The organism is Mycobacterium sp. NGS22, assembly GCF_059813095.1.
Window position 1 is genome coordinate 25,774 of the sequence record NZ_JCALDY010000010.1, and the last position, 23,483, is coordinate 49,256.

The window sequence follows — 23,483 nt, forward strand, 5'->3', positions numbered from 1 at the left end:
ATTCGCTTGTGTCCCTGCTGATTACGGTGCCGGTGTTCGGTCAACACGAATACACGCATGCGCTGGTGGCCGACCTCGAGCGGGAGGGCGCGGATTATCTGATCGTCGACAACCGTGGGGATTACCCGAAGATCAGCAACGAGCGGGTGACCGCCCCGGGGGAGAACCTGGGTTGGGCCGGCGGCAGTGAGCTCGGGTTCCGGACTGCGTTCACCGAGGGCTATTCGCACGCGATGACGCTCAACAACGACACCCGCATCTCGAAAGGCTTCGTGTCCGCTCTGCTCGACACGCGGCTGCCGGACAACGCGGGCATCGTCGGGCCGATGTTCGACGCGGGGTTCCCGTACGCGGTGGCCGAGGAAAAGCCGGACGCCGCGGACTACATTCCCCGACCGCGCTACCGGGTGGTGCCTGCCGTGGAGGGGACGGCACTGGTGATGTCCCGCGAATGCTGGGATGCCGTCGGGGGTATGGACCTGTCCACTTTCGGGCGTTACGGGTGGGGTCTGGACCTCGACCTGGCGCTGCGCGCGCGTAAGTCCGGATTCGGCTTGTACACAACGGAAATGGCCTACATCAACCACTTCGGCCGCAAGACCGCCAACGCGCATTTCGGTGGCCGCCAATACCATTGGGGATCCAGCGGGGCGATGATCCGCGGGTTGAACCGGACGCAGGGCCCGCTGGCTGCGATGGGAATCCTGCGCGAGATGGGCGCAGCTCATCGACGCAAGTGGTACAGGTCGTTCCCCCTGGATTAGGTTCGCGCCGCCTTTTCCAACAGGTTCGCCGCCTGCGCCACGGCATCCGCGGGGTTGGCCATCCGCTTTGAGATCTCCTGGGCGCGTGCCGCGTAATCCGGTGCCAGGATCGTCCGGATCTCTTTCACCAGAGATTTCCGGTTGATCCGCGAAAGCCGCCGCGTAGTGCCCACTTTCAACCGTTGCACGGCGGCGCCCCAGATGGGTTGGTCGGCGACGTCCCACAGGACCAACGTGGGCATCCCGGCGCGCAGGCCCGCGGCGGTGGTACCCGCCCCGCCGTGGTGCACCACCGCGCGGCAGCGCGGCAGGAACACCGAATAGTCGATCAGCCCAACGAGTCTCACGTGATCAGGAACCGCGGCATCCAGGCCGGGGGAGTAGATCAACGCCCGTTCGCCCAGCTCGGCACACACGTCGGCGATCATCGCGACGGTCTCGGTGGGCGACTGCACCGGCGTGCTGCCGAACCCGAAGTAGATCGGCGGGGCGCCGTCGGCGACCCATGCCTGTAGCTCGTCGTCGGGTTCGGTGTGCAGATTCATCGACAGCGCACCGACGAACGGCCGCCGGCCGTTCCACTCGTCGGTGATCCCGGGGAACAAGGCCGGGTCGTAGGCCTGGATCTCCGGTGCGTCACCGGCCACGATGCGATCCAGCGCGGCGGTCGAAGCCGGTGGCAACCCGAGCTCCCGCCGCTGGGCGCGGTCGGCGTCCTTGGTGACGTAGGAGTACAGCCGCCAGGAGGTTCGGCCCACGGTACGCGCCAGCTGCGCTGGCATCGGCACCGACGGCAGCCCGACCTGGCCGTTGACGTGCATCGGGAAGTGATGCAGCGCCGCGATCGGAACCTTGTGGTACTCCGCGACATTCGCGACGACCCCGTGATAGGTCTGGCCCGTCATCAGCAGGTCGGCGCCGTCGGCCAGATGCGTCAGCGTCCTGCCCATCTCGGCCCAGCCCTCGACGAACAGTTCCTTGCCCGCCCGGGCGAGGTTGAACGGGTTCTGCGCTTTGGTCAGGTTGTGCACGAACGCCGCGACCTGGTTGATCTGTATGCCCGAGTCCGGCCCGTAGGCGACACCGGTCAGCCCGCCGGACTCGACGAACCCGATCAGGTTGGGCGGGACCGCCATGGTGACCTGGTGACCGCGACGGAGTAACTCCATACCGACTGCGGCACAAGGTTCGACGTCACCGCGCGTGCCGTGCACCGCCAAGACGAATTTCATCGTGTCAGGCGGACGTCAGCTCGTCGTACAACAGGTCGGCCAGGCTCCGGACCGTCGTGTTGATGTTGGTCGCCGTGATACGGATGCCGGTTTCGGACTCGATGCGGGTGCGCAGTTCCTGACTGCTGAGCGAATCCAGGCCGTACTCGGTCAGCATCCGGTCGACGTCGATGGTCCGGCGCAGAATCAACCCGATCTGCTCGGAGACCATGCGCCGCAACCGGGCCGGCCACTCCTCCTGGGGCAGCTTGTCCAGTTCGAGCAGGAACTTGCTGTTGCCGGCGTGCTTGGAGGTGGCTTTGAAGGCCTCGGCGAACGGACTGTGCTGGGCGAAGACGTCCAGCCATGGCGATCCGATGATGGGGGCGTAGCCGCTGTAAGCGCGGTTGTGCCGGAGCAGCGCCTCGAACGCGTACGCGCCTTCCTCGGGCCCGATGGCATCCCCGGCCGCTTCGGCGAAGGACGTCGCGCGACCGATCTCACCCCAGGGGCCCCAGGCGATCGAGGTGGCCGGTAGTCCCTGGGCCCGCCGCCAGTGCGTGAACGCGTCCAGCCAGCTGTTGGCGGCCGCGTACGCCCCCTGACCGGGTGAGCCGACCAGGGCCGCCGCCGAGGAGAACGAGCAGAACCAGTCCAGCGGCCGATCCGCTTCCAGATCCTGTATCGCCTCGTGCAGATTCCACGCCCCGTGCACCTTCGGTGCCCAGTCGCGGCGAATCAGCTCCTCGGTGATGTTGGGCAGCGTGGCGTCCTCCACCACGGCCGCCGCATGCAGCACCCCGCGCAACGGCAGGCCGGTGGCGGTGGCGGTGGCGACCAGCCTTTCGGCGGTACCGGGCTCGGCGATGTCGCCACATTCCACCACCACGTCGGATCCGATCGCGCGGACCAGTTCGATTGTCTCCAAGGCCTTTTGGGTGGGCGCCGACCGGGAGGTGAGCACGATGCGGCCGGCGCCGGCTGCTGCCATCTTCTCGGCCAGGAACAACCCGAGGCCACCGAGACCGCCGGTGATGATGTAGGAGCCGTCGCTTCGGAACGCCGGGGCCTGCTCGGGGGGCATCACCACGCTGCTGCGCCCGACATGCGGGACGTCGAGCACCAACTTGCCGGTGTGCTCGGCGGCGCCCATCACCCGGATCGCGGTGGCCGCGTCGGCCATCGGGTAATGGGTGATCTCCGGTGACGGCAGGGTGCCGTCGGCGAGTTGGCGGTACACCGCGCTCAACAAGTCGTGTACTTGCGCGGGGTGGCTCTCGGCCATCAGCGCCAGATCCACGCCGTAGAACGCCAGGTTCTGCCGGAACGGGAACAACTCCATCCGGGTGTTGGAGTAGATGTCGCGTTTGCCGATCTCGATGAACCGCCCGCCCAGCGCCAGCAGTTTGATGCCGGCCTGTTGGGCGGCGCCGGTCAGGGAATTGAGCACGATGTCCACGCCGTAGCCACCGGTGTCGCGCCGGATCGACTCGGCGAACTCGGTGCTCCGGGAATCATAGACGTGCTCTATTCCCATGCCGCGCAACATCTCTCGACGCTCGGGGCTGCCGGCGGTGGCGAAGATCTGCGCCCCGGCCGCGCGTGCGATGGCGATTGCCGCCTGACCCACCCCGCCGGTCGCCGAATGGATCAACACCTTGTCCCCGGACCGGATCCGCGCCAGGTCCTGCAGCCCGTACCAGGCGGTGGCGTAGGCGGTGGTGGCCGCGGCCGCCTGGGCATCGGTCATGCCGTCCGGCACGGCGGCGGCCAGCCGCGCATCGCACGTGACGAACGTGGCCCAGCAACCGTTGTTGGACAGGCCGGCCACCCGGTCGCCCACTTGGTGGGCGGTCACGTCCGGGCCGATAGCGGTCACCACGCCGCTGAAGTCCAGACCCAGTTCGGGCAACCGCCCGTCGAAGGTCTGGTAGCGGCCGAAGGTGGCCAGCACGTCGGCGAAGTTGACGCTGGACGCACTGACCGCGACCTCGATCTCGCCGGGGCCGGGAGGTACCCGGTCGAATGCGGCCAGCTCCAACGTCTCCAGGTCGCCCGGGGTGCGGATCTGCAGGCGCATCCCCGCTTGCTCGTGGTCGATGACCGTCCGGTGGCGTTCCTCGGGTTGCAGGGGGGTGGGCAGCAACCGGGCCGTGTACCACTGGTCGTCGCGCCACGCCGTCTCGTCCTCGTCGGTGGCCAGCAACAACTGGCGCGCCACCTGCTCGGCGCCGGTCGCTTCGTCGACGTCGACGTAAGTGACCTTCAACTGCGGGTTTTCCGAGCTGATCACCCGCAGCAGCCCCCGCAGGCCACCCTGCTCGAGATTCGCCCGGTCCTCGGCCACCACGGTTTGTGCGTTGCGCGTCAACACATACAGCCGCGGCGGCGAACCCAACAGCTCCGGAAGCTCGCGGGCGATGCGCACCACATGCTCGACGTACCGCATGCCCCGGTCGGCGGACTGCTGATCGGAATCGTGCTGCGGGGCGGTCAGCAGCACCACGCCATGGAATGCGCCTTCCTCCAACTTGCTGCGCAGCTGTTGGGCGTGCACCCCATGGTCGCCGGCGAACGGCCACGACAACGTGGTGGCCTGCGCGTCATGCACCTTCAGCGAGTCGGTGAGCGCTGTCGCCGTCAGGTCGGCGGCCTCACACATGCTGACCAACAGCCAGGAGCCGGGATCGGTCAGCGGCTTGTCGGGCAACTCGCGTTGTTGCCACTCGACGGACAGCAACCGCTCACCCAGGACGCGGCTTCGTTCGCTGTCCGGGGAGGCGCCGGTGCCCAGCTGCAGTCCGCGCACCGCCATCAGCACGGTGCCGCTCTCGTCGACGATGTCCAAGTCGGCCTCGATGGTGTTGGCGCCGCCATTGGCACCGCACGCCGTCACCGTCGCATAGCAGTACCGGGCGTGCCGGGCCGAACCGTAGGCCCGCAGCCGGCGGATGCTCAACGGCAACAGCAGTCCGCCGTTCACCGCGCTGCCCACACTGGGATGGGCGGCCACCGCCTGGAAACAGGCATCCAGCAGCGCCGGATGCACCAGCCCGTAAGTGCCCTGTTGGGGGCGCAGCGGACCCGGCAACGAAACCTCGGCGAGCACTGTGTTGCCGGCGTTCTCGGCGATGTGGGCACCGCCGAGCCCGGCGAACGCCGCTCCCAGCCGGTGACCCCGCTTGCCCATCCAACTACGGATCTCGTCGCTGTCGACCGCGCGCGGGTGGTTGGCCAGCAACGCGGTCAGGTCGTGCACCTGCGGCTCGTCGGCGGGGTCGGCCGCGTGCAGGACGGCGGTGGCCTGACGCTCGTAGCGTCCTTCCTGGCTGCTTTCGACCGTGAACGAGGCGACGTCGGGTGCCTCGAAGGTCGCGGTGATGCCGACGGGGGTGACGTCGTCGAGGCGCAGCGAGCGCTCGAAGCGCAGGTCGTGGACTTCGGACTCGTCGCCCAGCACGGTGCGGGCCGCGACCAGCGCCATCTCGCAGTAGGCGGCGCCCGGCAAAGCTGCCGCGTTACGGATTTCGTGATCGGCCAGCCACGGCAGCGCCGCCGTGCCGACCTCGCCCTGCCAGACGTGCCGCTCGGGCTCTTCGGGTAGCCGGACATGCACGCCCATCAGCGGATGTGCGGGAACCAGGGCGCTGCGACGGGCGACCGAATCCAAGCCGCTGGTGGCCAGGAACAGCGAACGCTGGCTCCAGGCGGGCAGCGGCGCATCCAGCAGCCGGCCGTCGGGATAGAGCACCGAGAAGTCCACCGCGGCGCCGGCCGAGTACAGGTCACCCAGCAGTCCCCGCAGGCCGTGCGGCAGCGGTTGCTCGCGCCGCATGCCCGCCAGCGCAGCGGCCGACTTGTCCAGGCCGCGGGCGGTCTGGTCGACCGCATTGGTGAGCAGCGGGTGCGGGGAAAGCTCGGTGTATACCCGGAAGCCGTCTTCCAGCGCGGCCTGCACGGCGGCCGCGAAACGCACGGTGTGGCGCAGGTTGTCGGCCCAGTAGCCGGCGTCGCAGTACGGCTCCTCGCGCGGATCGAAGGAGGTCGCCGAGTAGTACGGGACCTCGGGCTGCAGCGGCTCGATATCGGCCAGCACTTCGTAGAGTTCGTCCAGGATCGGATCGACCTGCGGTGAGTGTGAGGCCACGTCGACGGCCACCTCGCGGGCCATCACGTCGCGCTCCTCCCACGCGGCGACCAGTTCGCGCACCGACTGCGTCGCCCCGCCGATCACGGTGGACTGCGGAGAGGCGACGACGGCAACCACCACGTCACTGATGCCGCGAGCCACCAGTTGCGTGATCACTTCCTCGGCGGGGAGTTCCACCGAGGCCATCGCGCCGGCACCGGAGATGCGGGTCATCAGTTTGGAACGCCGGCAGATGACCTTGACGCCGTCCTGCAGCGACAGTGCGCCGGAGACGACGGCGGCGGCGGATTCGCCCAGCGAGTGGCCGATGACCGCGCCCGGGATGGCGCCGTGGGCTTTCATCGTCGCCGCCAGGGCAACCTGCATGGCGAACAAAGTCGGTTGGACGCGGTCGATGCCGGTCACCTTTTCCGGTGCGGTCATCGCCTCGGTCACCGAGAAGCCGGACTCCGCGGCGATCAGCGGTTCGATCTCGGCGACCTTCGCCGCGAACACCGGCTCGGTGATCAGCAGGTCGCGCCCCATCTCGGCCCACTGCGAACCCTGCCCGGAGAACACCCAGACCGGACCCTTGTCGTCCTGCCCGGTCGCCGGCGGGTAGGGCGCGTCGCCGGTGGCAACCGCACGTAGCGCCTCGGTCAGCTGCGCGCGATCCTCGGCGATGACCGCGGTGCGCACCGAACGCGGAGTACGCCGCCGGGCCAGGGTGTAGGCCAGATCGGAGATGTCGAGTTCGTCTTGGTCGTCGATCCAGTCGGCGAGCCTGGCCGCGGTCTGGCGGAGTCCGTCCTCCGAGGTCGCCGACAACGGAAAGACCAGCGCGCCCTGCAGGGGGGTGTCTGCCTCGGACTCAACGACTTTGGTCGCCTTTTGCGCGGGAGCCTGCTCGATCACCGCATGCACGTTGGTGCCGGAGAAGCCGTACGAGGACACCGCGGCCCGTCGTGGCGTCTTCGAGTCGTCGATCGGCCACAACGTGTTCTCTTGTGGCACAAACAGATTGGTTTCGATATCGGCGAACTTGTCCGGCATCTTGGTGAAGTGCAGGTTCTGCGGGATCACGCCGTGCTGCACCGACAGCACCGCTTTCATCAGCCCCAGCGCTCCGGCGGCCGACTGGGTGTGCCCGAAGTTGGTCTTGACCGAGGCAAGCGCGCACGGACCGTCGGCGCCGTAGACCTCGGCCAGGCTGGCGTACTCGATCGGGTCACCGATCGGGGTGCCGGTGCCGTGGGCTTCGACCATGCCGACCGTGCTGGGGTCCACACCGCCCGCCGCCAGCGCCGCCCGGTACGCCGCGACCTGCGCGGGCTGCGACGGCGTCACGATGTTGACGGTGCGACCGTCCTGGTTGGCGGCGGTACCGCGCACCACGGCCAGAATCCGGTCGCCGTCGCGCTGGGCGTCGTCCAGACGCTTGAGCAACAGCATCACCGCGCCCTCACCGGACACGAAGCCGTCGGCCTTCACGTCGAACGCGTGGCAGTGCCCGGTGGCCGACAGCATCCCGATGGCCGAACCCGAAGCGGCCTTGCGCGGTTCCAGCGTCACCGAAGCGCCGCCGGCCAGGGCGATGTCGCTCTCGCCGTCGTGCAGGCTCTGGCAGGCCAGGTGGACGGCGGACAACCCCGACGAGCATGCGGTGTCGACCGTCATCGCCGGGCCGGTCAGTCCCATCGCGTAGGAGACCCGGCCGGACCCCATTGCGAAACTGTTACCCATGTATCCGTAGGGGCCGCTCAAGGTGTCGGCGTCGGCGTGCATGAACAGGTAGTCGTCGTGCATCAGGCCGACGAACACCCCGGTCTGCACGCTGGTCAGTGCGCTCCTGGTCAGGCCGCCGTGTTCCATTGCCTCCCAGGCGGTTTGCAGCAGCAAGCGGTGCTGCGGGTCCATCTCGGTGGCTTCTCGCTCGGTGATCCCGAAGAACTCCGGGTCGAAGTCGGCGACGTCGTCCAGAAACGAGCCCCACTTGCAGACCGTGCGGCCGGGGACACCGGGTTCGGGGTCGTAGAACTCCTCGACGTCCCAGCGGTGCGACGGGACCTCGGTGACGAAGTCGTCGCCCCGGAGCAACGCCTCCCACAGCAGCTCAGGGGAGTCGATGCCGCCCGGCAGCCGGCACGCCATACCGATGACGGCAACCGGGGTGACACCCGTCCTGTCCATGGTCGTCTACCCGTCCTTCCATATCCCTGCCCAATCGAGTGACCCGCAGCGGCGTTCGGCGGCGGATTTGTTCAGGGCATGGGGTGGGTCGCCCGCGGCGCTGCGACCGTCGGGCCCCGCGCCGGGCCACCCCCAGTTCGTTCAGCAGCGTATCGGGTTTGTCCTGGGCAGGAGGAAAATTCGTGCGAACGTACCAAAAAATTCGAAGGCCGTCCCAGCCTGTCACCCGGGGGCCCGGCGCGCCGGATCGCGCCTTCCGCGGGACCGCCGACCGGGTGTGCGCGAATTTTGCGAAACGCCCACGCCAGCGCTGCCGACGACATATGCTTGCGCTCTCAGGTCCCGGCTCAGGCCGGTGGCCGGCGCTGGACGGGGAATTGTCGCCAGTTTGCTCGCTGGCGCGGCAATTCGTCCTTGCGCAATTCCGAATTCATACTCGACGTACGATCCGAAACCTTTTTGCCCACCATTTTCCGGTTTCACGCTCCCGCATTCTTTCTAGGACGGGAGCGTGAACCCGGGTAAACGGATCGTTATTGAGCGACCTGAACTGCGGCGTTCGCGAACTGGCCCTCGGCGGCACGCTCGAACACCGACTTCAGCACCTCGAGATAACGGGTGACGGATTCGCGGGCGACCGGGTTGTTCGGGAAGTTCACCATCACGGAGACCTCGTCGAACAGACGGATTACCGAGAAATACAGGTAAGCCGGGTTTCTGCCGTCGTTGTAGGCCGTGGCATTCGCACCTTTCAGCGCGGTAGCGACAACCGCGGAAAGCGGCGGCAGACCAGCGTCCATGTAATTCGTCATGAAGAACTGCGACGAATTCCGCTTCAACCACGGCGCCAATTCCAGGACGCGCTCGTAGGGCACATTCGCCATGCTCATGTTGTCGTCGAACGACGCCTGGGTAGAGCGGGCGGTTTCCTCGAAGGAATTCGGGTCGATGGCGACGGTATAAGGCACCGCGCCGGTGAACCAGCCCATGGAAAGGTATTCCTCGGGCGAATTGCGCTTGTCGACCGGAGTCATTCCGTAATAGGTTTCCTGGCCGGTCAGTTCGTAGTGCGCCAGCGCGACACAGCCGAACAGCCCACCGCTGAACCGGGCCTGGGCGGCCATGCACCGAGCTTCGAACTTCGCGGTTTGCTCGGGGGTCAGCAGCTTCTCAATCAGGATGTCGCCACCGCAGGTCAACGTCTGCTCACCCAGCGGCAATGGGAACTCCGGCAGTCCGCCGTTGTTGTTCTCGGCGAAGTCGATCCATTTGCGGACATCGGGGGAGTCCAAGGTCATCTCGGCCGACATCTTCGCCTCGCGGATGCAGAAGTTGTCGTGGCTGCCGGGCTCGGGCATGACCAGTGGGGGTTTGCCCTCGAGCAGCGCGCGGTAATTCGTCAGAATCTCGACGTACAGCGAGGAAACGACGGCCGGGTCGCAGTGCAGGTGGTCCACAATGGCGAACAACGAGCAGTGATTTTCGTGCTGAATCAGACCGAAACGGAAGCAGTCCCATTCCAGCGGAGGCGGAGTGGAGACGACGAGATTGCGCCATTCGGGCTGCGTCAACTCGCCGTGCTGAACCGGGGCGAGTTGAATGTCGCGCGGGTTTTGAATTTTGTGCCGGACGATATCGTTCGGGCCGTTGTACTCGAACCAGCTCCGATAAGTTTCGTGCCGGCGCACGTGGGCATTGATGACGTGCGTCATAGTGCGGATATCGCACTTGCCGGGGATCTCCCACGAGCCCATCACCAGCCGGGAATAGTCGAGCCCGCGCTCGCCGAATTCCACGTAACCGCGCATGTGGCCGGCCTGCATGAAACTCGGCGGCGCGTCGACGACCGGCGCTTGCTTGGCCTTTGCGATCGACGCAGGTGTCGGCTTCCAGGTCACGACGGTACCCGGACCAGGTTCCCAGTCGTAGACAATTCCCACGCCGAGCGTGACGTCAGCGGATCCCCCACCTATGATCACACGTTCCTCCTCGTATCAGCCAGCTGTCGAACAGCGGCGCTTGATCTGTTTTACCTCATGCGGGTGTTGCTATGTCGCCTTTTGACATCAATTCGTCGTAAAGCAGATCGGCCAGCCCGCGGATGGTGGTGATGTCGGTGGTGGTGACCCGGATCTTGACCTCGGACTCGATGTGAGTGCGCAGTTCCAGGTTCCCCAGCGAGTCCATCCCGAACTCGGAGATCGGTCGGTCCACGTCGACCGCGCGACGCAAGATGAGGCTCACTTGCTCGGAGATCATGCGGCGCAACCGGGCGGGCCATTCTTCCTGGTCCAACTCCGCGAGCTCGGCAAGGAACCGGCTGGTGCCCGAGCGGCCCTTGCCGGCGGACTTGAACGCTTCGGCGAACGGGCTGCGCTGCGCGAACGCCGTGAGCCACGCCGATCCGACGACCGGAGCGTAGCCGGTGTACGGGCGGTTGTGCCGCAGCAGTGCCTCGAAGGCGTAGGCGCCTTCGTCGGGGTCGATCGCGTCCCCGGAGGTTTCGGCGAACGTGCTGCCGCGCCCGATCTCACCCCATGCGCCCCAAGCGATCGAGCTGGCCGGCAGCCCCTGGGCGCGCCGCCACAGGGTGAAGGCATCCAGCCAGCTGTTGGCCGCGGCGTAGGCGCCTTGACCGGGTGAACCGGCCAGCGCGGCGGCTGAGGAGAACGAGCAGAACCAGTCCAGTGCGTGGTCGGTGGTCGCCCGGTGCAGGTGCCAGGCGCCGTACACCTTGGGTGTCCAGTCCCGCTCGACGAGTTCGTCGGTGATGTTGGGCAGCGTGGCGTCTTCGACCACCGCGGCCCCGTGCAGCACCCCGCGCAACGGCAGCCCGGTGGCGGTGGCGGCGGCCACCAACCGGTCGGCGGTACCCGCCTCGGCGATGTCACCGCACTCCACCACCACGTCGCAGCCGATGGCGCGGATCAGCTCGATGGTCTCCTGCGCCTGCTTGCTGGGCTGCGACCGGGAACTGAGCACGATGCGGCCCGCACCGGCGTTCGCCATCTTCTCGGCCAGGAACAGACCGAGGCCACCGAGACCACCGGTGATGATGTAGGAGCTGTCGGCGCGGAAGACGTGGGCCTGCTCCGGCGGCATGACCACGCTGCTGCGACCGGTGTGCGGCACGTCGAGGATCAACTTGCCGGTGTGCTCGGCCGCACCCATCACCCGGACCGCGGTGGCGGCCTCGGCCAGCGGGTAGTTGGTGGCCTCGGGCGACGGTAGTTTTCCGTCGGCGGTCAGCCGGTACACCGTGTTCAGCAGGCCACGGACCTGCGCGGGATGCGTCCGCGACATCAATGCCAGGTCGACGCCGAAGAACGCGAGGTTCTGCCGGAACGGGAACAGCCCGACCTTGGTGTCGCCGTAGATGTCGCGCTTGCCGATCTCGACGAACCGCCCGCCCATGGCCAGCAGTCTGATTCCGGCCAGCTGGGCGGCGCCGGTGACCGAGTTGAGCACGATGTCCACGCCGTAGCCGTCGGTGTCGCGGCGGATCTGCTCGGCGAACTCGACGCTGCGGGAGTCGTACACATGCTCGATTCCCATGTCGCGCAACAGTTGTCGACGCTTCTCGCTGCCGGCGGTGGCGTAGATCTCGGCCCCGGCGGCGCGGGCGATCGCGATGGCCGCCTGGCCCACCCCACCGGTACCGGAGTGGATCAGCACCTTGTCACCGGCCCTGATCCGGGCCAGTTCCTCCAGGCCGTACCACGCGGTGGCCGAGGCGGTGGTGACCGCGGCAGCCTGCGCGTCGGTCAGTCCCTCCGGCAGCGTGACGGCAAGACGAGCGTCACACGTGACGAAAGTGGACCAGCATCCGTCCGGCGACAGGCCGCCGACGTGGTCGCCGACTTTGTGATCGGTGACGTCCGAGCCGACAGCGGTCACCACGCCCGCGAAATCCAGGCCGAGCGGGGGTTGCTTGCCGTCGAAGGTGGGGCAGCGGCCGTAGGCCGCCAGCACGTCGGCGAAGTTGATGCTCGATGCGGTGACCGAGACCTCGATCTCGGTCGGGCCCGGCGGGACCCGGTCGAACGCGGTGAACTCCATCGTCTGCAGGTCACCGGGCGTGCGGACCTGCAGCCGCATGCCCTGTTCCCGGTGGTCGACGACGGTGGTGTGACGTTCCTCCGGTCGCAGTGGACTCGGGTACAGGCGTGCGGTGTACCACTGGTCGTCGCGCCAGGCGGTCTCGTCCTCGTCGGTGCCCAGCAGCAGCTGACGCGCCACGTTGTCGGCACCGGTCTGGTCGTCGAGGTCGATGTAGCTGACCTTGAGATGCGGGTGCTCGGCGGCGATCACCCGCAGCAGTCCCCGCAGCCCACCCTGTTCGAGGTTGGGCACGTCGTGGTTCAGCACGGTCTGAGCGTTGCGGGTCAGGACGTAGAGCCGGGGTGACTGCCCGACTATCTCCGGCAGTTCCCGGGCGATGCGAACCGCGAGTTTGACGTACTCGGCACCGCGGACGATCGAGGAGTCATCGGTGCCGCTCTGCCGTTCGGTGAGCACCACCAATCCCGAGAAGGCAGCGGATTCGAATTGTTCGCGCAGGCGTTGCGCCTCGGTTTCGTGGTCACCGTGCAGCGGCCACGACATCGTCGTGCTCTGCGCGTCGTGCATCTTGAGCGCATCGGTCAGCTGGGTAGTCAGCATGTCGGCACCCTCGGAGGTGCTGACCAGCAACCAGCTGCCCGGTTCGGTAACGGTCTTGTCGGGCAACTCACGTTCTTGCCATTCGATGGTGAGCAGCCGCTCGCTCAGCACGCGGTCGCTTTCACTGCTCGCCGAGGTGCCGGTGCCCATCTCCAGGCCGCGCACCGCGAGCAGCACGGCGCCGTGCTCGTCGAGGATGTCGATGTCGGCCTGCACGCCGGTTCCGGACGGGGTCACCGTGGTGTGGCAGTACCTCGCGTTGCGGGCCGGGCCGCAGGCCCGAATCCGGCTGACACCCAACGGCAGCAGCAGACCCCCGAGGTTGCGGACGGCCGGGTGCGCCGCCACCGACTGGAAGCAGGCGTCCAGCAGCGCCGGATGTATCCCATAGCCGCCCTGCTGGGAGCGGATCGCGACCGGCAATCCCACCTCGGCGAGCACGGAGTCTTCCGCGTCCGAGGTGGAGGCGCTGGCCAAGCCGCAAAACGCCGGACCGAACTGAATGCCGCGCAGGTCGGCGTCCTGGCGCAGGTCGTCGCCGTCGGTCGAAGTCTGGTGGGTGGCCAGCAGGGCCTGGATGTCGTAGGACGGAGGCACGTCGGCGTCGGCCTCCCCGACCGCGTGCAGCACGGCCGATGCCCGCCGGGTGCGTTGCCCCTCGTGGGTCGTCTCCACCACGAACGGGACCACGCCGGGCGAGTCGACGGTCGCGGTGGTGCCGACGAGTGTTTCCTCGTCGAGCAGCAGCAGCTGCTCGAAGCGGACGTCGCGGACTTCCGACGCGTCGCCCAGCACGGTGCGGGCGGCGGTCAGGGCCATTTCGCAGTAGGCGGCGCCGGGAAGCGCTGGGGCGCCGTGGATCTGGTGGTCGTCCAGCCAGGGCAGCGCCTCGGTGCCGATGTCGCTCTGCCAGACGTGGCGTTCGGGTTCCTCGGGCAGCCGCACGTGCGAGCCCAGCAGCGGGTGGACGGCGACGGCGTGGGTGTGGGCCAGGCGGTCGGTGCTTTCCAGCAGCATCAGGCGGCGGTGGTTCCAGGCCGGCAGCGTCGCGTCCACCAGACGCCCGCCGGGGTAGAGGACCGCGAAGTCGACCGCGGCGCCCGCGGCGTACAGGTCGCCGACCAGCCCGCGCAGCCCGTGCGGCAGCGGTTGCTCGCGGCGCATCGCCGCCAGCGCGGCGGCCGACATGTCCAGGCCGCGGGCGGTCTGATCGACGGCGTGGGTGAGCAGCGGGTGCGGGGACAGTTCGGTGAAGACCCGGAAACCGTCTTCCAGCGCGGCCTGCACCGCCGCGGCGAACCGGACGGTGTGGCGCAGGTTGTCGGCCCAGTAGTAGGCGTCGCAGTACGGCTCTTCGCGCGGGTCGAAGGACGTCGCGGAGTAGTAGGGCACCTCGGGTTGCAGGGCTTCGATGTCGGCCAGCGCCTCGGTCAGGTCGTCGAGGATCGGATCGACCTGCGGGGAGTGCGAGGCGACGTCGACAGCCACCTCGCGGGCCATCACGTCGCGCTCTTCCCACGCGGCGACCAGCTCGCGCACGGTCTCGGTGGCGCCGCCGACCACGGTGGACTGCGGGGAGGCGACCACCGCGACGACGGCATCGTTGACGCCGCGGGCCATCAGTTCGGACAGCACCTGTTGGGCGGGCAGTTCCACCGACGCCATGGCCCCGGCACCGGAGATGCGGGTCATCAGCTTGGAGCGCCGGCAGATCACCTTCACGCCGTCTTCCAGCGCCAACGCACCGGCGACGACGGCGGCAGCGGACTCGCCGAGCGAGTGCCCGATCACCGCACCCGGGCTCACGCCGTAGTCCTTCATGGTGGCGGCCAGGGCGACCTGCATGGCGAACAGGGTCGGCTGTACCCGGTCGATGCCGCTCACCTTCTCCGGTGCGGTCATCGCCTCAGTCACCGAGAAGCCGGACTCCGCGGCGATCAGCGGCTCGATCTCGGCGATCTTGGCCGCGAACACCGGCTCTGCTGCCAGCAGGTCGCGGCCCATCTCGGCCCACTGCGAACCCTGGCCGGAGAACACCCAGACCGGACCCTTGTCGTCCTGCCCGACCGCGGGCGGGTATGGGGTTTCCGAGTCGGCGATCTCGCGCAACGCGTCCCGCAGCTCGGTGGCGGTTGCGGCTACCGCGGCGGTGCGCACCGGTCGGTGCCCGCGCCGGCGGGCCAGGGTGTAGGCCAGGTCCGAGATGTTCAGGTCCTGCTGCGCGTCGACCCAGTCGGCGAGCTGCCCGGCGGTCTTGCGCAGGGCTTCTTCGGAGCTGGCCGAGATCGGGAACACCAGGGCGCCGTGCGTCTCGGTTGCGGTGGTCGCGGCATCGGGCGCCGGGGTTTCGGGCGCTTGTTCCAGTACCGCGTGCACGTTGGTGCCGGACATGCCGTACGACGACACCGCGGCCCGCCGTGGGGCGCCCTCGTCGCGCAACGGCCACGGCGTGTTCTCTTGCACCACAAAAAGATTGGTTGCGATCTCGGCGATCTTGTCCGGCATGGTGTTGAAGTGCAGGTTCTGCGGGACCACCCCGTGCTGCACGGACAGGACCGCTTTCATCAGCCCCAACGCACCCGCGGTGGACTGGGTGTGGCCGAAGTTGGTCTTCACCGACCCGAGCGCACAGGGGCGCTCGGTGCCGTAGACCGCAGCGAGGCTGGCGAACTCGACCGGGTCGCCGACCGGTGTGCCGGTGCCGTGCGCCTCGACCATGCCGACGGTGTTGGGATCGATGTCGGCGGCTGCGAGTGCGGCGCGGTAGGCCGCCTCCTGGGCGTCCACCGACGGGGTCACGATGTTGACGGTGTGACCGTCCTGGTTTGCGGAGGTACCCCGCATCACGGCCAGAATCCGGTCACCGTCCCGCTGGGCGTCTTCGAGACGCTTGAGCAACAGGACGACCGCGCCCTCGCCGGAGACGAAGCCGTCGGCCTCGACGTCGAAGGCGTGGCAGCGTCCGGTCCGGGAGAGCATGCCGTTGGCCGAACCCGAGGCGAACCGGCGCGGTTCCAGCATCGCGTACACCCCGCCGGCGAACGCCAGGTCGCTCTCGCCGTCGTTGAGGCTGCGGAACGCGAGGTGCGCGGCGAACAAACCCGAGGAGCACGCGGTGTCGACGGTGACCGACGGGCCGCGCAGGCCCAGCGCATAGGAGACCCGTCCGGAAGCCATGCACGAGTTGGTTCCGGTGTTGCCGTAGGGCCCTTCCAGAGTGCCGGTCTCGGCCTGCACGAACTGGTAGTCGCCGTGGTTCAGGCCGATGAATACCCCGGTGGCGGTGTCGAGCATTTGCTGCGGGGTCAGGCCGGCGTGCTCCATGGCCTCCCAGGAGGTTTCCAGCAGCAACCGGTGCTGCGGGTCCATGGCCGTCGCTTCTTTTTCGGTGATGTTGAAGAACTCGGCGTCGAAGTCGCCGATGTTGTCCAGGAACGCGCCCCATTTGCAGTGCGAACGCCCCGGCACACCGGGTTCGGGGTCGTAGTACTCGTCGACGTCCCAGCGCTCGAGAGGTACCTCGGTGACGAAGTCCTCGCCTTGGAGGAGGGCCTGCCACAGCAGGTCGGGTGAGTTGATGCCGCCCGGCAACCGGCACGCCAGACCAATGACGGCAACCGGTGTGGCGTGTGATTTCTCCACGGTCGTACGTCACTCCTTAACCCGCGCTGCAAGACCTCTTCGGAAAGTCCTGGTCGAACTTCGCGCCGCGCTGCTGTCGTTCCGCAGCCGTGAACGCGCCCACCGACCCCCGTACTTCGACGCCCACTTCGTCGAGCGCGATTCAGAAGCGTAGCCGGTCGGTTCGTCACATGTAGAAAAATCGTGCGAACGTACAAAAATTTTCCGGCGAAGGTGACTGCAATCACATTGCTCCCCGGTGACCTGGAGAGCTCCGTGTTCGATCCTAAAACAGCAGCTCGGAAGCGCGACAGACCGCTAGGACGGCCGGTCCCGGTGGGCGCTACGCACCTCGCCGCCGTACTGTCTGCTGCTGTTTTGAAGTCATAACGTGATGGTGAACGGCGATTCGGTCACCAGCGATCGTGGTTGCTGGCGACCGTCGCCGAACCGGCGAAACGTGCCCGCGCCGGCCCGATCTGCACTGATCAGGCTAGGCGTTTCGGCTGGTCGGCACGGTCAAAACGAAAAAATTTCCGCCCCCGATTGCCCGAGGTTTGCCCGGCGTTCGCCCGGCCACGGGCACGCCTTCAGATCGAGTCCGGATTGTCCTGTGCCGGAGCCAGTTTCTCGGTCAGGTGGTCGGCCAGGACGCGCACCGTGCTGATATCCGACGAGCGCAGCCGTACCCCCGTCTCCGATTCGATGCGGGTCCGCAACTCGAGGTTGCCCAGCGAATCCAGGCCGTACTCCGCCAGGGCCCAGTCCGGGTCGACCGCGCGGCGCAGGATCAGGCTCACCTGCTCGGACACCAGCCGTCGCAGCTGACCGGGCCACTCTTCGCGAGGCAGCTCCATCAGCTTGGACAGCAGCTTGCTACCGCCGGACTTGCCCCTTGCCGACTTGAACGATTCGGCGAACGGGCTGCGTTGCGCGAAGGCGGTCAGCCACGGCGACCCGATCACCGGGGCGTACCCGGTGTAGGCGCGGTTGTGGCGCAGCAACGCCTCGAACGCGTAGGCGCCTTCGTCCGGGTCGATCGCGTCACCTTCACCGGATTCCGCGGCGAACGTGCTGCCGCGCCCGATCTCGGCCCAGGCGCCCCAGGCGATCGACGTCGCCGGCAACCCCTGGGCACGTCGCCAGTGGGTGAACGCGTCCAGCCAGCTGTTGGCCGCCGCGTAGGCGCCCTGACCCGGCGAGCCCACCAGGGCGGCCGCGGACGAGAACGAGCAGAACCAGTCCAGCTGATGGCCCGCGGTTGCCTCGTGCAGATGCCACGCGCCGTGAACCTTCGGTGCCCAGTCGCGCCGGACGAGTTCGTCGGTGATGTTGGACAGGACGGCGTCCTCGACGACGGCGGCGCCGTGCAGCACCCCGCGCAGGGGCAGCCCGGTGGCGGTGGCAGCGATCACCAGCCGCTCGGCGGTGTCCGGTTCGGCGATGTCGCCGCACTCCACCACGACGTCCGAACCGATGCCGCGGATCAATTCGACGGTTTCCAGCGCCTTCTGGCTCGGCTGGGATCGCGAGCTCAACACGATCCGGCCGGCACCGGCTCCCGCCATCTTCTCGGCCAGGAACAACCCCAGACCACCCAGACCGCCGGTGATGATGTAGGCGCCGTCGCTGCGGAAGACCTGGGAGTGCTCCGGAGGCAGCACCACACTGCTGCGGCCTGCATGGGGGATCTCCAGGATGAGCTTGCCGGTGTGTTCGGCCGCACCCATCACCCGGATGGCGGTGGCCGCGTCGGCCAGCGGGTAGCGGGTGCACTCGGGCACCGGCAACACACCCTCGGCGGTCGCGTTGTACACCGTGCTGAGCAGGTCGCGCAGGGCGGCGGGGTCGGTGATCGAGAGCAACCCCAGGTCCAAACCGTGGAACGAGAGGTTCTGCCGGAACGGGAACAACCCCAGCTTGGTGTCGGCGTAGATGTCGCGCTTGCCGATCTCGACGAACTGTCCACCGCGGGCCAGCAGCTTGATCCCGGCCAGCTGGGCGGCGCCGGTGACGGAGTTGAGCACGATGTCCACGCCGTAGCCGTCGGTGTCGCGGCGGATCTGCTCGGCGAACTCGACGCTGCGGGAGTCGTAGACATGCTCGATTCCCATGTCGCGCAACAGTTGTCGACGCTTCTCGTTGCCCGCGGTGGCGTAGATCTCGGCCCCGGCGGCACGCGCGATCGCAATGGCCGCCTGGCCCACCCCGCCGGTCGCGGAATGGATCAGCACCTTGTCGCCCGACCTTATCCGGGCCAAGTCCTGCAGGCCATACCAGGCGGTGGCCGAGGCAGTGGTGACCGCGGCCGCCTCGACGTCGGTCAGGCCGTCGGGAATGGGCGTGGCCAGGCGCGCGTCGCAGGTGACGAAGGTGGCCCAGCACCCGTTGGGGGACGTGCCGCCGACCCGGTCGCCGATCTTGAGGTCGGTGACGTCGGGTCCGACCGCGGTCACCACGCCGGCGAAGTCGGTGCCCAGCTGCGGCTGCCGTCCGTCGACCGTCTGATAGCGCCCGAAGGTGACCAGGACGTCGGCGAAGTTGATGCTGGACGCGCTGACGGCGACCTCGACCTCACCGCGGCCGGGCGGTACCCGGTCGAACGCGGCGAACTCCAAGGTCTGCAGGTCGCCGGGGGTGCGGATCTGCAGGCGCATGCCGTGGTGCTGGTGATCGACGACGGTGGTGTGGCGTTCGTCGGGTCCCAGCGGGGTGGCGTTGAGCCGCGCGGTGTACCACTCGTCGTGCCGCCAGGCCGTCTCGTCTTCTTCGGACTCGGCCTGCAGCAGTTGCCGGGCCACCTGGTCGGCGGCGGTCTGCTCGTCGACGTCGATCTGGGTGACCTTCAGATGCGGGTGCTCGGCACTGATGACCCGCAGCAGACCGCGCAGGCCGCCCTGCTCGAGGTTGACGCGGTCGTCGCTGAGCACCGGCTGCGCGTTTCGGGTCAGCACGTACAGCCGGGGGGTGTAACCCATGATTTCGGGCAGCTCGCGCGCGATCCGCACCAGGTGCTCGACGTACTCGCTGCCGCGCGTACCGGATCCGGGTTCCGGGTCGCCGTGGTCGGGTGCGGTGACGACGACGACGCCGTGGCAGGCGCTCGCGTTGAGGTGCTCGCGCAGGCGACCGGCCTGGGTCTCGTGGTCGGCGGCTCGCAGCGGCCAGAACAATGTCGTGGTGTCGGCGTCGTGCACCTTCAACGCGTCGGTCAGCTGAGTGGCCGTCATGTCGGCGGCTTCCGACGTGCTGATCAGCAGCCACGTGCCGGGCTCGGTCACGGCCTTGTCGGGTAGGTCGCGCTGCTGCCACTCGATGGTGAGCAGCCGCTCGCTCAGGACGCGGTCGCGTTCGCTGCTCGCCGAGGCGCCGGTGCCCATCTGCAGGCCGCGCACCGCGAGCAGCACCGTGCCGTGCTCGTCGAGGATGTCGATGTCGGCGACCAGCTCGTTGACGCCGGCTTCGCCGCGGGTCACCGTCGTCAGGCAGTAGCGGGCGTTGCGGGCCGGGCCGTAGGCGCGCAGCCGGCCGACACCCAGCGGCAACAACAGGCCGCCGCCGGCTGAGCGGACGCTGGGGTGCGCGGCCACCGACTGGAAGCAGGCGTCCAGGAGGGCCGGATGCACGCCGTAGGCGCGTTGCTGGGAGCGGATCGAGCTGGGCACGGCCACCTCGGCGAGCACGGTGTCCCCGCCGGCTTCGGCGGTGTGCGCCGAGACCAGCCCGCCGAAGGCCGGTCCGTACTGGATGCCGCGCTCGTCGAACTCGTCGCGCAGGTCGTCGCCCTCGGCCGCGCTGGCGTGCGTCGCCAGCAGCGCCTCGATGTCGTGGACTGCCGGTTCCTCGTCGTCGGCTGCATGCAGCGTCGCCGACGCGCGCCGCGAACGTTCCCCGCCCTCGTTCGTCTCCACCACGAACGGCACGACGTCAGGTGCCTCGACGGTCGCGGTCGCCCCGACCGGGCTCTGCTCGTCGAGCAGCAGCAGTCGCTCGAAGCGGACGTCGCGGACTTCGGCGTTTTCGCCCAGCACCGTGTGGGCCGCGGACAGCGCCATCTCGCAGTAGGCAGCGCCGGGAAGTGCTGGGGCGCCGTGGATTTGGTGGTCACCCAGCCAGGGCAGCGCCTCGGTGCCGACGTCACCCTGCCAGACGTGGCGCTCGGGTTCCTCGGGCAGCCGCACGTGCGAGCCCAGCAGCGGGTGGACAGCGACGGCGTGGGTGTGGGCCAGGCGGTCGGTGCTTTCCAGCAGCATCAGGCGGCGATGGTTCCAGACCGGCAGGGTCGCGTCGACCAGGTTCCCGGCGGGGTAGAGCGCGGCGAAGTCCAGGGCCGCGCCGGCGGCATAGAGGTCGCCGATGAGTCCGCGCAGCCCGTGCGGCAGCGGTCCCCCGCAAGCGGGAGGTGCCCCCAGTTCGCGTCGACGCATCGCGGCCAGGGCGGCGGCCGACATGTCCAGGCCGCGGGCGGTCTGGTCGACCGCGTGGGTGAGCAGCGGGTGCGGCGACAGCTCGGCGAAGACCCGGAAGCCGTCTTCCAGCGCGGCCTGCACCGCGGCCGAGAACCGCACGGTGTGGCGCAGGTTGTCGGCCCAGTAGTAGGCGTCGCAGTAGGGCTCTTCCCGCGGATCGAACAACGTCGCCGAGTAGTAGGGCACCTCGGGTTCGAGCGCTTCGATGTCGGCCAGCGCCTCGGTCAGGTCGTCCAGGATCGGTTCGACCTGCGGGGAGTGCGAGGCCACGTCGACGGCCACCTCGCGGGCCATCACGTCGCGCTCCTCCCAGGAGGCGATCAGCTCGCGCACCCGCTCGGTGGCACCGCCGATCACGGTGGACTGCGGCGAGGCCACGACGGCGACGGTCACATCGTCGATGCCGCTACCCAACAACTCCGAAAACACTTGCTGGGCAGGCAGTTCCACCGACGCCATGGCCCCGGCACCGGCGATGCGGGTCATCAGCTTGGAGCGCCGGCAGATCACCTTGACGCCGTCTTCCAGCGACAGCGCCCCGGCGACGACGGCGGCTGCGGATTCGCCGAGCGAGTGCCCGATCACCGCACCGGGTTGCGCCCCGTACTCCTTCATCGCGGCGGCCAGCGCGACCTGCATGGCGAACAGGGTCGGCTGGACGCGGTCGATGCCGCTCACCTTCTCCGGCGAGGTCATCGCCTCGGTCACCGAGAATCCCGACTCGGCGGCGATCAGCGGCTCGATCTCGGCGATCTTGGTGGCGAACACCGGCTCGCTGGCCAGCAGGTCCTTGCCCATCTCCGCCCATTGCGAACCCTGCCCGGAGAACACCCAGACCGGTCCCTTGTCCGAACCGACCGCGGCCGGGTAGGGGACCTCACCGTCGGCGATTTCCCGCAACGCATCGCGCAGCTCGGTGGCGGTGCCGGCCAGCACGGCGGTGCGCACCGACCGGTGTCCGCGCCGGCGCGCCAGCGTGTAGGCCAGATCCGAGATGTTCAGGTCCTGCTGTGCGTCCACCCAGTCGGCCAACCGCGCCGCGGTGACGCGCAGTGCGTCCTCCGAACTCGCCGAAAGCGGGAAGACCAGGACGCCGTCCAGGCCGGTGACCGCGCCGGTTGCTTGCGTGGCGCCCGGCTCGGGTGCTTGTTCCACGATGGCGTGCACATTGGTGCCCGACATGCCGTACGACGACACCGCGGCCCGCCGCGGGGTGCCCTCCTGACGCGACGGCCACGGCGTAACATCCTGCGCCACAAAGAGATTGGTCTCGATCTCGGCCATTTGCTCGGGCATCGTGTTGAAGTGCAGGTTCTGCGGGACCACGCCGTGCTGTACCGCCAGAACCGCCTTCAGCAATCCCAGCGCACCCGCGGTGGACTGGGTGTGGCCGAAGTTGGTCTTCACCGAGCCGAGGGCGCAAGGTTCCTCGATGCCGTAGACCGCGGCCAGGCTGGAATATTCCAACGGGTCGCCGACGGGCGTACCGGTGCCGTGCGCTTCGACCATGCCGACGGTGGCGGGGTCCACGTCGCCGGCGGTCAGCGCCGCACGGTAGACGGCTTCCTGCGCGTCGGCCGACGGTGTCACGATGTTGACCGTGTGACCGTCCTGGTTGGCGGCGGTGCCGCGGATGACGGCCCAGATCCGGTCGCCGTCACGCTGCGCGTCCGGCAGGCGCTTGAGCAGCAGCACGACCACGCCCTCGCCGGAGACGAAGCCGTCGGCTTCGACGTCGAAGGCGTGGCAGCGGCCGGTGCGCGACAGCATGCCGTTGGCCGAACCCGAGGCGAACCGGCGCGGTTCCAGCATCGCGTAGACGCCGCCGGCGAACGCCAGGTCGGTTTCCCCCTCATTGAGGCTGCGGGCGGCCAGGTGGGCGGCGAACAGGCCGGACGAGCACGCGGTGTCCACGGTCACGGCCGGGCCGCGCAGACCCAGCGCATAGGAGACCCGTCCAGAGGCCATGCAGGAGTTGGTCCCGGTGTTGCCGTAGGGGCCTTCCAAGGTGCCGGTCTCGGCCTGCACGAATTGGTAGTCGGCGTGCGTGAACCCGACGTAGACGCCGGTCAGCGAATCGGCCAGCTGAGCGGGGGTCAGACCGGCGTGCTCCATGGCCTCCCAGGACGTCTCCAGCAGCAAACGGTGCTGGGGGTCCATGGCGACGGCTTCGTTTTCCGGAAGGTTGAAGAATTCGGGATCGAAGTCACCGAGGTTGTCCATGAAGGCGCCCCACTTGCAGTGGGAACGTCCCGGCACACCAGGCTCGGGGTCGTAGTATTCGTCGATGTCCCAGCGGTCGGGGGGAACCTCGGTGACGAAATCCTCGCCACGCAGCAACGCCTCCCACAGCTGCGTCGGTGAATCGATGCCCCCCGGCAGGCGGCATGCCATCCCAATCACAGCAACCGGCGTCACGCGCGTCTTATCCACGGTT

The 23,483-nt window shown here is 68.4% G+C and carries 6 protein-coding genes; 1 reads left to right on the forward strand and 5 read right to left on the reverse strand.

Going from position 1 to position 23,483, the window contains the following annotated elements; genetic code table 11:
* The first annotated feature begins 8 nt into the window (after window positions 1–8).
* Window positions 9–764 carry a glycosyltransferase family protein gene (locus tag AC5Y47_RS11550; protein ID WP_499944118.1) on the forward strand — a complete coding sequence of 252 codons (756 nt, stop codon included), beginning with the start codon at window positions 9–11 and terminating at the stop codon, window positions 762–764.
* On the opposite strand, the gene AC5Y47_RS11555 is transcribed toward AC5Y47_RS11550, so the two are convergent.
* From AC5Y47_RS11555 to pks2 (AC5Y47_RS11575), 5 genes are all read right to left on the reverse strand, one after another.
* On the reverse strand, window positions 761–1,996 hold the full coding sequence (locus AC5Y47_RS11555; protein WP_499944119.1) for a glycosyltransferase: 1,236 nt from the start codon (window positions 1,994–1,996) through the stop codon (window positions 761–763). The genes AC5Y47_RS11550 and AC5Y47_RS11555 overlap by 4 nt on opposite strands.
* Before the next feature lie 4 nt (window positions 1,997–2,000).
* Window positions 2,001–8,294 carry a sulfolipid-1 biosynthesis phthioceranic/hydroxyphthioceranic acid synthase gene (gene pks2 / locus AC5Y47_RS11560; protein WP_499944120.1) on the reverse strand — a complete coding sequence of 2,098 codons (6,294 nt, stop codon included), beginning with the start codon at window positions 8,292–8,294 and terminating at the stop codon, window positions 2,001–2,003.
* Window positions 8,295–8,827: 533 nt separating this feature from the next.
* On the reverse strand, window positions 8,828–10,273 hold the full coding sequence (locus tag AC5Y47_RS11565) for a condensation domain-containing protein (RefSeq protein ID WP_499944121.1): 1,446 nt from the start codon (window positions 10,271–10,273) through the stop codon (window positions 8,828–8,830).
* A 55-nt stretch (window positions 10,274–10,328) separates the two neighbouring features.
* On the reverse strand, window positions 10,329–16,598 hold the full coding sequence (gene pks2, locus AC5Y47_RS11570; RefSeq protein WP_499944122.1) for a sulfolipid-1 biosynthesis phthioceranic/hydroxyphthioceranic acid synthase: 6,270 nt from the start codon (window positions 16,596–16,598) through the stop codon (window positions 10,329–10,331).
* Between the two features lie 569 nt (window positions 16,599–17,167).
* Window positions 17,168–23,479 carry a sulfolipid-1 biosynthesis phthioceranic/hydroxyphthioceranic acid synthase gene (pks2, locus tag AC5Y47_RS11575; protein ID WP_499944123.1) on the reverse strand — a complete coding sequence of 2,104 codons (6,312 nt, stop codon included), beginning with the start codon at window positions 23,477–23,479 and terminating at the stop codon, window positions 17,168–17,170.
* Window positions 23,480–23,483 lie beyond the last annotated feature (4 nt).

Excerpts from the sequence above, each read along its gene's own strand:
- AC5Y47_RS11555 (WP_499944119.1), bottom strand. The coding sequence starts at position 1,996 with ATGAAATTCGTCTTGGCGGTGCACGGCACGCGCGGTGACGTCGAACCT.
- pks2 (WP_499944120.1), bottom strand. The coding sequence starts at position 8,294 with ATGGACAGGACGGGTGTCACCCCGGTTGCCGTCATCGGTATGGCGTGC.